This is a genomic window from Clostridium omnivorum (assembly GCF_026012015.1).
Taxonomy (GTDB): domain Bacteria; phylum Bacillota; class Clostridia; order Clostridiales; family Clostridiaceae; genus Clostridium_AX; species Clostridium_AX omnivorum.
Window position 1 is genome coordinate 3,201,748 of record NZ_BRXR01000001.1, and the last position, 13,402, is coordinate 3,215,149.

Here is a 13,402-nt window from a genome sequence, read left to right on the forward strand (position 1 = left end):
ATTAATGAATTATGTTAATGTTTTATCAGTGACTTAATAATATCATATCTCATTTTTTTGCACATTTAAACACTTTGTGTAAAATTTTAATAATTTTGGAATATAAATAATATGTAATAGATTACTCACATATAATGAATAACGCAGGAAGGTTTTACTCTATGGTTAATGATGGTAATAAAGCTGGACAGGTTTGTTAAAAAAAGATAAAATAATCATAGTTAGATGCGTTTAAGCTTATAAGAGTATAGTAAAGGTGGGGGAAAATGGATAATTTAGCTGCATTCATCATAGGTGCTCTTCAAATAACACTGCTAGATCTTACTTTGTGTGGGGATAATATCGGAGTAATTGCTTTAGCAACTAGAAATCTTTCTGATAAATTTGCTAAAAAGGCAAGTTTTTTTGGAATTATGGGGGCTATACTGCTAAGAATTATTTTTGCATGCGCTATTACTCTAATTTTAAATATACAGTGGATTCCGATAAAATTACTTGGTGGTCTGCTGCTTGTTAAAATTACTTGGGATTTCATAAAACCTCAGGAGGAGCCCTTGCACAGAAGTGAGGTTGATTCCGCAAGTAGATTTTGGGATGCAGTTAAGGTTATTATAATAGCAGATATAAGTATGAGCCTAGATAATGTGCTAGCTATAGCTGGAGCTGCTAATGGAAATGTATTACTTATAGTATTTGGTATATTGCTTAATGTACCTATAATATTCTTTGGAAGTCAGTTTGTGGCAAATCTAATGAAAAGGCATCCTATAGTTATTTATGTGGGTGGAGCAATATTAGCTCATACTTCTTTTAATATGATCTTAGAAGATAATTTAACAAAAAGGTTTTTAGTTTTACCACAAAGTTTTAATGTGATTTTTCCACTTATCATGGCAATTCTAGTGCTTTTGTATGGCTATATATATTTAAATTTTATGCAAAAAACACAAAAGATAAAAGCTAAAAGAAAACATATTTCTTGAAATAACATATTTCTTATATTAATTTTAATATTATATATAAGAAATAGGTTTGGAGGAAAAGATGGGGAAAAGGAATATGGATAATATTGATAAAGATAATTTGTGCAGTAATGATGCTTCAAATACTAGGCCCAATGAAAACTGTGCTAATGATGATATAAACCGTAGTGATGCTGAAAGTGAGTTTCAGGAACCATTTATAATTGAAGAGAGTGTGAAACAAATAAATCAGGGTAAAAAGCAACCACAGGAAAGTGTACCCATCGAGAAAGCTAGTACTGCTAATCAAACACAACAAGCTCAGCAAGCACAACCAAGTCAGAATACAATAAATGATAATATAAGTAGTGCTGCCAATCTTCTTGAAAATCTTAATACTATAAAGGAAGATATTATAAAGCTTCCATTAAATCCTGCAGAAAAGGATTATATGGATGTATATGTATTTCCTCTATTGAATGTCTTACTTGATCTAAGCACTACTTCTTTAAATCTATCGAGTACAACCTCAAAATTGGCAGTATCCTATGTGACCACTCCGAAGATTTCTAAGCTAAAAGATACAGAACATATGGTATATGATATAAATGATAAATGTGAAGATGTATACAAAGTATTAAAGCAGAGAATTAATTTTGTTTTAAAGTGCATAGATAAATGTGAAAAGTAATCCTTTTGATTTCGTCAATGGGATTATTTTTTTATTTAAAATAATTATTATGTAAAAGAATATGATTAAATTACTTTGTTTTCACAAATAATATCAATAGGGTGCTTACAGTTTGCACAATATTTCCACTGAAAGGAGAAAGGAAAATGACACAATATTATATGCAATGTGGTCATACAGCAAGCTCCTATGATGAAAACAATAATCCAATTTGTGCACTTTGTACTGGTTCTCATGATGGATATAACCAAGTTTTTCATCCAAGATGGGAAGGACGACAAGCTCAGTGTATTTATTGTGATAACACTACTGAAAGCAGTGTAGATCTACCATATTTTGCATATCAGCCACAACAAAATGCAGATAGTTATTACTGCGGATGCAAAGATTGGATGTAAAAAAATTTTAATTAATGTTCCAAAATCCCCTCTATGAGAATATAAATAATAAGGAGGGGGTTTTATGGATTCCTTTTATAGAGAAGATATATCTAATTTTATTCACAGTAAATGTAGAGTAACTGAAGAGGAACTTTTAGAAAAGTTTAAAGATTTAACCTTAGAGGAATTAAGAAAAGAATTGTATATATTAGAGTTTATTGTGGATAAACCAGAAATATATTATATTGACGGAAAGTATATAAGCAAGCACTGCAAGCACCTAGAAACATAATGTATAAATATAGACACAGTATAATTAGTATTTAAGCACTAATTATACTGTGTCTTAGTTTTTGTTATTATTTATTTTAAGTGTTTAAATTCTTAAAAATCTCTTTGGACTTTACAATAAATATAAGCATTGCTATAGAGAATATTGCAAAGAAGCCTTCAACAAACCATATATTATTAAGTATATGTACTTGAGCAAGGCCCGCCGGGAAGTCCATTACTGCATGTGCTATAATTGCAATTAATAGATATATAGGCTTTTTAGACTTTACTGAATAGATCACTATTAAAGAAAAACCTAAGTGAGCTATTATAGCAAACAATCTTTCAAATGCACCTAAAGAAGTTAAAGCAGGAGTGGCGCTTATGAGAGAGCTTTTTATTGCAGCAATTGTTGCTGCAGGTGCTTTACCACTCAATGTTTTTTCAAAAAGCCCAGCGTTGATGAGTTTTGCATAAAAAATATAAGTTAAGTTACCAAAGCATGCCAGTAATATGGCCTCTATACCTCCGTGACCAATTCCAAATGCTATACCATCCTTCCACTCTGTTTCTTTCTTCATAAATAGTTTCATTATAATATATCTTCCAACCTCTTCAAAAACACCAGCAGCTAATGCGCCATAAATAGCAAATAGTAGAGGCGCAGTTATCAAATTGTTATTCATTACAAACACATGCATGAGTTTTTCTAAGATTTGTGAAAAAACTATAAAGGTTAGTACGCCAAGTATAACTGGTTTAACGGATATCTTATCTTTTAATTTGAAAAAGATAAATAAACCAATTGGAAATAGCAAGGAAAAGATAGCTGCAAAGGCCATCATATAGATGACAGAATTACTTACCATTGTATTTTACCCCCCAAAAAATTAATAACATTATATTTTTACCTATATTTAAAGCTTATAAAGTATAATTCCTTTTTATGTATTTAAACTATGTTATGATAATTATACTATAAAATATTAGAAGTATGTGAATGTATAAAATAATTTTTATATTGATACATATGCTAAGAAATGTATAAAAAATACATGATTTTCTGTTTTATGCATAAATATTTAATTAACCCTTGACTAAACTAAAGTTCTAGTGCATAATAATAAACGAAAAGAATGAGTAAATAACCAAGGTAGAGGTGCGATACTTATTAGTACTGTTGTGAAGTTAAGCGCGTTGAAGCAGCAGGAAAGGAAATATCGCCGAAGCGTACAGTAAATGCTTTAATACTGTATAGCTGGTTTTGCATAGAATATGTGCATAACTGTCACAAGTTTTCTTGTGGAGAGCTATCATTCAAATAGATTTAGGTCGTTTGTTTTTAATGCGATTTAAAGCCTTGAGTGTACGCGCTCAAGGCTTTTTTATACTCTCGCTGGTAATTTACTTATCGGAAAAAACTGATAAGGAGGACGTAACTATGGAACAAAATACAAAATTAAAGAAGGATATAGGGCTTGTAATTGCCACAGCTCTAGTAGCTGGAAATATGATGGGATCGGGTATATTTATGTTGCCTGCAACTTTGGCGGACAAGTCAGGACCAGGAGCAACTATGTTTGCATGGATAGTTACAGCGCTTGGGTCAATATTTTTAGCATTATCCTTTGCTAGACTAGGAACAAAGGTACCAAAGACTGGAGGACCTTATGAATACTCAAAGCTTGCCTTCGGAGATTTCATGGGTTTTATGAGTGCATGGTTATATTGGAATGGATCATGGATAGGTAATGCTGCAGTAGTAATAGCAGTATCTAGTTATGCAGGAAAGCTAATACCTGCCATAGGAAATAGCCAATTAGGAGCATTTTTATTTGCGTCAATAGTACTATGGATATTCACTATAATAAACATATTTGGAGTTAGAAAAGCAGGTAAGATTCAGACAACAATAACATTCTTTGAATTAGGACTATTTTTATTATTTATAATTGTAGCTGCACTACACTTCAATGTATCAAACTTATTACCACTATTCCCTGCTGAAAAAGGACTAGGCACAATGCCAAGTGCTGCTACTTCAACACTTTGGGCATTTGTTGGTCTTGAAAGCGCATCTATAGCAGCAGGTGAAATTAAGAATCCTGAAAAGAACGTAGCAAAGAGTACTATCATCGGAATCATAATTGTTGCTGTTATGTATATGGCAATTAATTTCTTTGCAATGGGTGCAATGCCAAATGGAGCACTTGCTAAGAGCAGCGCACCATTAGCAGATATTTTATCTCAATATTTTGGTTCTGGAATTACAAACTTTATAACTATTGGTGCTGTAATCAGTATTCTAGGAACTACAGTTGGATGGCTTCTATCTACAGCTCGTGTAGCATATGCAGCAGGAAAGGATGGAATGTTCCCTGAATTCTTTGCAAAGGTTCATCCAAAATATAATACACCTTATGTAGCTATAATTATAGGATCTGTATTAGTTAATGTACTTTTATTATTGAACTATAATAAAACCACAAATGCAGCTTTTAACTTTATAATACTATTAGCAACACTATCTTTCTTGCCAATATATGCAATGACTTCGGCAGCAGATATGATACTAATAGTTAAAAAGGAAAAGAATTTCAACTTGTGGAATTTTATAAAGAATTCTTTTATACCACTTGTAGGATTTCTATATGCATGCTGGACAATCTATGGTTCAGGTGCAGAAACAGTAATGTATGGATTCCTTCTAATGCTAGCTGGGGTACCATTCTATATTTATATGACCTTAAAGAATAAAGAGAGATGTGATTCAATAAGAAATTTTGATAAGATTGCTTAATAGTAATTTTGAATAAATTGTTAAAAAGGACTACCTCATTTTTTGTGAGATAGTCCTTTTATTATAGAATTATTTCCTGAGTATTCCAAATCTCCTTTGAATATTCACGTATAGTGTTATCACTGGAGAAGATACCCGATTTAGCGATGTTTGCTATACACATTTGCTGCCATTTATCCTTTTGTTTATAGTAGCTGTCTATTTGATTCTGAGCTTTTACATAGGAGTCAAAATCTTTAAGTACAAAATATTCGTCGTTGTTGTAAATTAAATTGTCATAGAGCATATTAAATTCAGAACCAGCAACCCCAAGAGATCCATTCATAATTTGATTTATTATGCAGTTGATTCTTCTATCATTATTAAAGATTTCTCTAGAAGAGTATCCTCCATGTTTGTAGTAATCCAGGACTTCGTAATCCTTTAATCCAAAGATTACAATATTCTCATCACCAACAGCATCTTTAATTTCAATATTTGCGCCATCCAAAGTGGCTATGGTTACAGCTCCATTCATCATAAACTTCATATTACCAGTACCTGAAGCCTCTTTAGTAGCAGTTGAAATTTGTTCACTCACATCAGAGGCAGGAATAATCCTTTCAGCTAAGGAAACTCTATAATTTTCTAGAAAAACTACCTTAATTTTATTGTTTAATTGAGCATCGTTATTAACCATGAAAGCTATGCTGTTAATTAGTTTTATTGTCTGCTTAGCTAAATGATAACTAGGAGAAGCTTTTGCTGCAAAGAAGAAGGTTCTTGGTACTATATCTAAATTTGGATTCTGTTTTAATCTATTATATAAGTCAAGGATGTTAAATACATTAAGTATTTGTCTTTTATAGGCATGAAGTCTTTTAACTTGAACATCAAAAATAGAATAAGGGTCAACTTTAATGCCATATTTTTTATAGATATCATTAGAAATCTCAATTTTATTATTTAGTTTGACCTTGGCAACTTTATCTCTAAAGGCACTATCATCTTTATAGGGGAGAAGAGATGATAGATTATTTGGACTTTTTATCCAAGAATCACCTATAGTTTCAGTTATTAAATTAGCAAGCTCAGGGTTTGCCTGAAGCAGCCATCTTCTATGAGTAATTCCATTAGTTTTATTATTAAATTTATAAGGAGAATAATTATAGAAACTTGAGAGTTCTTGTTTCTTTAATATTTCTGTGTGAAGCTTAGCAACTCCATTTACTGAATGGCTTCCTACAATTGCAAGATAGGCCATTCTAATTTGATTATCTTTTATAATAGCCATTTCATTAATTTTGTTCCAATCACCATGGTATCTATCCAATACTTCTTCACAAAATCTTTTGTTTATTTCTTCAATTATCATAAAAACTCTAGGTAGAAGCTTTTTAAACATATCTACTGGCCATTTTTCAAGGGCTTCAGCAAGTATTGTATGATTTGTATATGCAATTGTACTTGTAGTTATTTTCCAGGCTTCGTCCCAAGACAGCTTTTCCTCATCTATTAGTATTCTCATAAGCTCTGGTACAGCTACTGCTGGATGGGTATCGTTTATGTGAATTGCTGCAAAATCATTTAATTCCTTAATTGAGTGACCAGTTTTCTTAAATCTCCTTACAATACTCTGCAAACCAGCACTTACAAAAAAGTACTGCTGTTTTAATCTTAAAAGTCTGCCTTCTATGTAGCTGTCATCAGGATATAAAACTTGTGATATGGATTCAACAGAAGCCTTATATGAGCTAGCTTTAGAATATTCTCCCTTGCTAAAGGAGAAAAGGTCAAATTCTGTGTCAATTGGTTCGGCACTCCAAAGCCTTAAAGTGTTGACTGAATTATTATCATATCCAATAACTGGAGTGTCATATGGAACAGCCCTTACTGCATCATAGTTCTCATGTATAAAGGAAAGTCTTCCATTAATTTGGCTAATTCGTATGTTACCTCCAAATCTTACTTCAACAGATTTATTTTCTTTACGAATTTCCCATACATTTCCTTCTTTTAGCCAATTATCTGGAACTTCAACTTGATAACCATTTATTATCTTCTGTTCAAAGAGTCCATGATTATATCTAATACCACATCCGTGGCCTGGTATGCCGAGGGAAGCCATGGAATCTAGAAAGCATGCAGCAAGTCTCCCAAGCCCGCCATTTCCAAGGCCAGCATCATTTTCTAACTCTTCAAGCTCTGAAATATTAATTCCTAATTCTTTAAGGCCTTCTTCACATAGTGAATATATTCCTATGTTTAAAAGATTACTCTTTAAAAGTCTTCCGATTAAAAACTCCATAGAAAAGTAATACACTTGTTTAATATTATTTTCAGTGTAATAATTGTTTGAATTAACCCAGGCCTCAGTAATATAATCTCTTACAAGCCCACCTAAGGCCATATATATGTGAAGCTTTGGGGCGTCTTCTATTTCTTCAGCAAAAGTATTCATAAGTTTTCTTTTAAAATCAAACTTGAATTTTTCTATATTTAACCTCATAATATCCTCCAAATTGCCGATATTTGCTTATAATCTTAACTTTATATTTACTGCAAAGATGAGTATAGTTCAATATATTTTTTAGCAGAAATGCACCAGCTGTTGTCCTCGGTTAATGCTCGTTTAATTAGATTATTAAATACAGGTTTATTTTCATATAGACTTACTGCTCTTTTTATTGTATAGAGCATGTCATGAGCATTGTAATTACTAAAAGAAAAGCCATTACCTTCTCCAGTAACTTCATTAAAGGATATTACTGTATCCTTTAAACCTCCAGTTTCCCTAACGATAGGAAGTGTACCATATCTTAGTGCTATAAGTTGGCCAATTCCGCAGGGTTCAAAAAGAGAAGGCATTAGGAATAAATCAGAACCAGCATAGATTTTCTTCGCAAGCTCATTATTAAAGCATATATTTGCCGATAGCTTATCAGGATATTTTCCAGCGTAGTATCTAAACATATCTTCGTAGGTAGGTTCACCAGTGCCTAGCACTACAAGCTGAATGTTTAATTGAAGTATTTCTTCAATTAAACAGCTTATTAGGTCTATTCCCTTTTGTGATGCGAGCCTTGTTACCATTCCAATCATAGGGATATCCTTGTTTACAGGTAAATTAAGCTGCTCCTGGAGCTTTGTTTTATTAAATAATTTGTTCTCTATATTGTTTTCATCAAAATTAAAGAATATTTCCTTATCTTTTCTAGGATCATACATAGTTGTATCTATACCATTTACAATACCGGATAAATCATTGCTTCTTGCACATAACAAGCCGTGAAGGCCTTCGCCATAGAAGGCTGTTTTTATTTCTTCGGCATAAGTATTACTTACAGTGGTAATTTTATCAGCAAAATTTAATCCGCCTTTCATAAAAGAAACACCATCATAGTATTTTAATTTATCTTCTGTAAAATACTCATCACCTAAGGATAAAAGTTCTCCCAAAATCTCTTTTGAGAATACACCTTGATATTGTAAATTGTGAATTGTAAATATTGTTCTAATGTTTTTATAGTTATTTTTCCAGGAAAAGTGCTCCTTCATTAGAGGAATTATCATTCCTGTATGCCAGTCGTTACAGTGAATAATATCTGGTGTGAAATTATCCATTGTATCAATAGCCTCAAGCACCGCTCTGCAAAAATAAGAGAATCTTTCTCCGTCGTCGTAGTACCCATAGGAAGCTGGTCTTTTAAAATAGTATTCATTATCTATAAAGTAATAGGGAATTCCTTCATATTCAAGATATTGAAGTCCTCCATATTGATTTCTCCAGCCAACAGGTACATTAAAGGTACTTAGTGTTTTAAGCTTTTCCTTAAAGGAGTTAGCCATAGTACCGTACTTAGGTATTATTACTCTTACATCTACTCCTAAACTGCGAAGAGTCTTTGGCAGTGCATAGGCTACGTCACCTAGGCCTCCAGTTTTAATAAATGGATGAGCTTCAGAGGCTACAAATAATACTTTCATTGCAAATCTCCTTTAAAATAAAGTTTTTTTCTCAAGTACAAGTGGCATGTTTTCATGGCCTATTAAATCGTTATGTGCTTCTACTTCTACGTTTTTGTCTATAATAACATTGGAGAGGTTAGCATTCCCACCAATAATACAATTTTGCATTATAATACAATTTTTAATATTAGCATTCTTTTCAATGTTAACTCTTCTAAAAATAATACTATTTTTAACAGTACCTCCAATGATGCAGCCATTAGCTATCAAAGAGTTTGAAACCTTTGAAGTATTTTCATATTTAGTAGGAGCTTCATCTTGAACTTTAGTATATACTTTGCCATTTTTGAAGAATAAGTCCCTATTTATCTCAAGGTTAAGCATATCCATATTGGCTTTATAAAAGCTATTTATGGAGTTTATACATGCTGCATACCCATTAAATTCATGGTTATTAATATAGTAATTATTAATGTTTTTATATACTGCATCCTTTAAAGTTGTGTACATTCCTGTTTTTATGCCTTTTAAAACTAAATCTATTAAAACCTGTTTTTTCATAATAAACATTTCCATAGAAATTTTGCAATCAGATGGTGAGCCTATATTTCTTCCGACACTAATGACTTTTCCGCTGCTATCTATGTTTAATATATCACAGTTGTTAAAAAGGTTGTTTCCACCATCTATAGATTTGTATATTACAGTAATGTCTTTACCTGACTTTTCATGAAATTCAACTGCTTTTTCATAATCTATATTACATATCATATAGGAAGGGGAGATTATTACATTGTTTTCTTTGCTTTTATATAAATAATCCATATTGCTTTCAAGAAGCTTCATATCATCTGTACAACCGTTATAGCTGAATAGAAAAATACCACTTTTTTTTCTATCTAAATCCCAAGGCTTTCCTGAACCAATATGATCTAGTAGTGACCTAGATTTTGTTTCAGTAAAAATTCCTATGTTTGTTATTCCTGCATTTACTAAATTAGAAAGAGCAAAATCTATAATTCTATATCTTCCTCCAAATGGAATGGATGCAATTGTCCTATTTCTAGTAAGCCTTTTTAAACCATCATCATTTTCATTTAAAGTTAAAATTCCCATATAATCCTTTAACATGCTGTTCACCTCGTAAATAAAATATAATTTAGTAATCTATATTTTTGTAGTAGCTGCTAGGTCTATGGTTTCTTTGTCAATAACTCTTCCTTCGCCTACTACCGCTACCTCATCACCATTGCTCACAAGAGTATCTTCTTCTATAATAACGTCTTGACCTAAGATAGCTTTATTTATTATGGAATTCTTTTTAATTTTTGTATTTGACATTATAACTGAATCTCTAACGGTGGCATTTTCTTCAATGTGTACACCAGGAAATATAACTGAATTTATTACTTTACCATAGATTTCACATCCTTCAGCCATGATAGAATTAGTAACCTCAGCATTAGGTCCTATATATTGTGGTGGCTGCATAGGATTAACGGAATATATTTTAAAGCTTGTATCATGTATATTTAAATCATTTTTGTCATCAAGCAAATCCATATTAGCTTGCCATAAGCTCTCAATAGTACCTACATCTTTCCAGTAGCCTTCAAAAGGGTAAGCCATCATTTTTTTATCATTTTCTAGCATAAGAGGTATTATATTTTTACCGAAATCATTGCTGGATTTAGGATTACTTTCATCTTTAATAAGGTATTGCCTTAAAACCTCCCAAGTGAATATATATATTCCCATGGAGGCTAATGTACTCTTAGGCTTTTTAGGCTTTTCTTCAAATTCGTATATTTCAAAATTTTCATTAGCATTCATAATGCCAAATCTGCTAGCTTCCTCAAGCGGTACATCAATTACTGCTATGGTTGCATCAGCATTATTTTTCTTGTGAAATTCTAGCATTTTTGAATAATCCATTTTGTATATATGATCACCTGATAAAATCAGTACATATTCAGGGTCATGATAGTCAATATATCCAATGTTTTGATAAATAGCATTAGCAGTACCTTTATACCAGTCTCCGCCAGTAGACTTCATATATGGCGGAAGGACGCTAACACCACCGCTAGCTCTATCTAAATCCCAAGGTGCTCCAATGCCAATATGAGAGTTAAGCACTAGAGGTTGATACTGAGTAAGCACACCAACTGTATTAATCCCAGAATTAGAGCAATTACTTAAAGGAAAATCAATTATTCTATACTTTCCGCCAAAAGGTACAGCGGGCTTGGCTATCTCCTTTGTTAAAACACCTAATCTGCTTCCTTGTCCTCCAGCAAGAATCATTGCAATCATTTCATTTTTTGTCATACAGATACCTCCCCAATAGAAAATGATGTTTGTTGTAGCTTTATTTTTTATTAATATTTTTTCCTAGTTTTAATCTCTGGTTCTATAAATATAGTAGACAAAGGTGGAATTTTGATTTTTATATGGTATGGTTGATTATGCCAACTATCGTTTACTGCTAATAATAGTTCATCGTTGGTTTGATTAGAACCTCCATAACAGGATTTATCACTGTTAAAGGTTTCCTTATACTTTGTAAGCTTTGGGACGCCTATCTTGTAGTCCTCAAATACCATTGGGGTAAAATTGCATACTACAATTACGCAGCTGTTTTTCTTCAAGCCTTTACGCATAAAGGAAATAATACTTAAATCTTTATTTTCATGGTCTATCCATTGAAAACCTTCATAGCTGTGATCTTGTTCCCAAAGGGCTTCTTTAGCTTTGTAAAAATTATTTAAGTCTTTTACATACATCTGCATTGAATTATGCATAGGATATTCAAGTAGACTCCAATCAAGTTCGCTTCCAAATCTCCATTCGATAAACTGTCCAAGTTCACCACCCATAAATAACAGTTTTTTACCTGGATGACCAATCATATATGCATAAAACATTCTGAGACTTGCAAACTTTTGCCAGTAGTCACCAGGCATTTTATCTAAAAGTGACTTTTTACCATGCACTACTTCATCGTGAGAGAGGGGAAGTATAAAGTTTTCTGAAAAAGCATACATTAACGAAAAGGTTATTAAATTATGATTATATTTTCTATATAGTGGATCAAGTTGCATGTATTTTAACATATCATTCATCCAACCCATATTCCATTTATAGTTAAAGCCAAGACCTCCTGCATAGGTTGGTGCGGTTACAGCAGGAAAGGCGCTGGAGTCTTCTGCGGTTGCTAGTACATTGGGGTAATATTTAAAAATAGCCTTATTCAATGCTTTTAAAAAGTCTATAGCCTCTAAATTTTCTGTTCCATTGCTCCAATAAATTATGTTGGCTACTGCATCTACTCGTATTCCGTCAATATGATATGTATCAAACCAAAAAAGTGCACTTGAAATTAAAAACATACGAACCAGTGGCTTCGCAAGATCAAAATTGGCAGTTCCCCATTGATAATTTTCTCCTTTTCCTGGGTCTGAATATTCATAAAGAGCAGTACCATCAAATCTATACAATCCATGGGAATCTTTACAGAAGTGACTGGGAACCCAATCTAATATAACACCAATTCCTCTTTGATGAAATTTATCAACAAAATACATAAAGTCTTTAGGACTACCAAATCTGCTTGTAACAGAAAAATAACCTGTACTTTGATATCCCCAAGAATCATCCAAAGGATGTTCGGCTAGCGGAAGCAATTCTATGTGGGTGTACCCCATTTGAGATACATATTCTGAAAGCTCATCAGCAATTGTTCTGTAATCTAAAAATTCACTGTTCTCGGTACGTTTCCAGGAACCAAGATGTACCTCATATATATTCATTGGTTTATCGTATATCGGCTTTTTTTGTCTTTTATTAAGCCAACGTTTATCATGCCACTTATACCCTTTCAGATTGACAACCTTTGAAGCAGTGCTGGGACGCTCTTCTGAATAAAAAGCAAAGGGATCAGCTTTCATAAAAGAATGTCCATCCAATGTATGAATTTCATATTTATATATTTCCCATTCCGTTATCCCTTCAATAAATAGAGTCCAGATACCTAAATTATTTTTCCTTTTCATTATATGAAGGGTACCATCCCAATTATTAAAATTTCCTACAACTCTTACTTCTTTAGCATTGGGAGCCATAACTGAAAATCGTACTCCCTGGATCTTATTATTACAAACTATATGGCTGCCGAGAATATTATATAAGTGTAAAATTGGTTTTTCATTTCCGGTTAGCTTATATTTTAAAGAATAATTTTTGATGTGCTGCATGATATTCCTCCTAAAGTTAAGGTATGTATAAAAAAAGGCAGAACCATTTGGCCTGCTTTATTAAATTACGTCATGAAAAATCAAAATATGAC

The 13,402-nt window shown here is 32.3% G+C and carries 11 protein-coding genes and 1 riboswitch; of the genes, 5 read left to right on the forward strand and 6 right to left on the reverse strand.

Annotation, left to right across the window (positions count from 1 at the left end):
* Window positions 1–266 precede the first annotated feature (266 nt).
* The 4 genes from bsdE14_RS15120 (at window position 267) to bsdE14_RS15135 (ending at window position 2,325) form a co-directional block, all read left to right on the forward strand.
* Window positions 267–983 carry a TerC family protein gene (locus tag bsdE14_RS15120; RefSeq protein ID WP_264850813.1) on the forward strand — a complete coding sequence of 239 codons (717 nt, stop codon included), beginning with the start codon at window positions 267–269 and terminating at the stop codon, window positions 981–983.
* Between the two features lie 61 nt (window positions 984–1,044).
* The gene (locus bsdE14_RS15125) at window positions 1,045–1,653 is read left to right on the forward strand and encodes a hypothetical protein (RefSeq protein ID WP_264850816.1); all 609 of its coding nucleotides are present in this window, start codon (window positions 1,045–1,047) and stop codon (window positions 1,651–1,653) included.
* A gap of 146 nt (window positions 1,654–1,799) precedes the next feature.
* Entirely contained in the window at window positions 1,800–2,051 is a 252-nt protein-coding gene (locus tag bsdE14_RS15130; protein WP_264850817.1) for a hypothetical protein, read from the forward strand.
* 64 nt (window positions 2,052–2,115) lie between these two features.
* Complete coding sequence (locus bsdE14_RS15135; RefSeq protein WP_264850818.1) at window positions 2,116–2,325, forward strand: hypothetical protein; 210 nt, start codon at window positions 2,116–2,118, stop codon at window positions 2,323–2,325.
* Between the two features lie 76 nt (window positions 2,326–2,401).
* Here the strand turns inward: bsdE14_RS15135 and bsdE14_RS15140 are convergent, their stop codons facing one another.
* Window positions 2,402–3,175: a YhfC family intramembrane metalloprotease gene (locus bsdE14_RS15140; protein WP_264850820.1), complete on the reverse strand. Its 774-nt coding sequence runs from the start codon at window positions 3,173–3,175 to the stop codon at window positions 2,402–2,404.
* A 277-nt stretch (window positions 3,176–3,452) separates the two neighbouring features.
* Window positions 3,453–3,627, forward strand: a riboswitch (Lysine riboswitch).
* 120 nt (window positions 3,628–3,747) lie between these two features.
* Between bsdE14_RS15140 and bsdE14_RS15145 the strand changes: the two genes are divergently transcribed.
* Window positions 3,748–5,106 (forward strand): APC family permease, encoded by a 1,359-nt coding sequence (locus tag bsdE14_RS15145; RefSeq protein ID WP_264850821.1) that lies wholly within the window; start codon window positions 3,748–3,750, stop codon window positions 5,104–5,106.
* A gap of 61 nt (window positions 5,107–5,167) precedes the next feature.
* Here the strand turns inward: bsdE14_RS15145 and bsdE14_RS15150 are convergent, their stop codons facing one another.
* From bsdE14_RS15150 to glgB, 5 genes are read right to left on the reverse strand one after another with little or no spacing between them, the layout of a single operon-like run.
* Entirely contained in the window at window positions 5,168–7,594 is a 2,427-nt protein-coding gene (locus bsdE14_RS15150; RefSeq protein WP_264850823.1) for a glycogen/starch/alpha-glucan phosphorylase, read from the reverse strand.
* A gap of 47 nt (window positions 7,595–7,641) precedes the next feature.
* On the reverse strand, window positions 7,642–9,072 hold the full coding sequence (gene glgA, locus bsdE14_RS15155) for a glycogen synthase GlgA (RefSeq protein ID WP_264850824.1): 1,431 nt from the start codon (window positions 9,070–9,072) through the stop codon (window positions 7,642–7,644).
* A gap of 12 nt (window positions 9,073–9,084) precedes the next feature.
* Window positions 9,085–10,185, reverse strand: coding sequence for a glucose-1-phosphate adenylyltransferase subunit GlgD (gene glgD / locus bsdE14_RS15160; protein ID WP_264850826.1), 1,101 nt, complete (start codon window positions 10,183–10,185; stop codon window positions 9,085–9,087).
* A gap of 36 nt (window positions 10,186–10,221) precedes the next feature.
* Complete coding sequence (locus bsdE14_RS15165; RefSeq protein WP_264850827.1) at window positions 10,222–11,385, reverse strand: glucose-1-phosphate adenylyltransferase; 1,164 nt, start codon at window positions 11,383–11,385, stop codon at window positions 10,222–10,224.
* Window positions 11,386–11,435: 50 nt separating this feature from the next.
* Complete coding sequence (gene glgB, locus bsdE14_RS15170; protein ID WP_264850828.1) at window positions 11,436–13,310, reverse strand: 1,4-alpha-glucan branching protein GlgB; 1,875 nt, start codon at window positions 13,308–13,310, stop codon at window positions 11,436–11,438.
* Window positions 13,311–13,402: the final 92 nt, after the last annotated feature.

Coding starts and splice junctions, on each gene's coding strand:
- glgA (WP_264850824.1), bottom strand. CDS start 9,072: ATGAAAGTATTATTTGTAGCCTCTGAAGCTCATCCATTTATTAAAACT.
- bsdE14_RS15120 (WP_264850813.1), top strand. CDS start 267: ATGGATAATTTAGCTGCATTCATCATAGGTGCTCTTCAAATAACACTG.
- bsdE14_RS15150 (WP_264850823.1), bottom strand. CDS start 7,594: ATGAGGTTAAATATAGAAAAATTCAAGTTTGATTTTAAAAGAAAACTT.
- bsdE14_RS15165 (WP_264850827.1), bottom strand. CDS start 11,385: ATGACAAAAAATGAAATGATTGCAATGATTCTTGCTGGAGGACAAGGA.
- bsdE14_RS15145 (WP_264850821.1), top strand. CDS start 3,748: ATGGAACAAAATACAAAATTAAAGAAGGATATAGGGCTTGTAATTGCC.
- bsdE14_RS15125 (WP_264850816.1), top strand. CDS start 1,045: ATGGGGAAAAGGAATATGGATAATATTGATAAAGATAATTTGTGCAGT.
- bsdE14_RS15140 (WP_264850820.1), bottom strand. CDS start 3,175: ATGGTAAGTAATTCTGTCATCTATATGATGGCCTTTGCAGCTATCTTT.
- bsdE14_RS15130 (WP_264850817.1), top strand. CDS start 1,800: ATGACACAATATTATATGCAATGTGGTCATACAGCAAGCTCCTATGAT.
- glgD (WP_264850826.1), bottom strand. CDS start 10,185: ATGTTAAAGGATTATATGGGAATTTTAACTTTAAATGAAAATGATGAT.
- bsdE14_RS15135 (WP_264850818.1), top strand. CDS start 2,116: ATGGATTCCTTTTATAGAGAAGATATATCTAATTTTATTCACAGTAAA.
- glgB (WP_264850828.1), bottom strand. CDS start 13,310: ATGCAGCACATCAAAAATTATTCTTTAAAATATAAGCTAACCGGAAAT.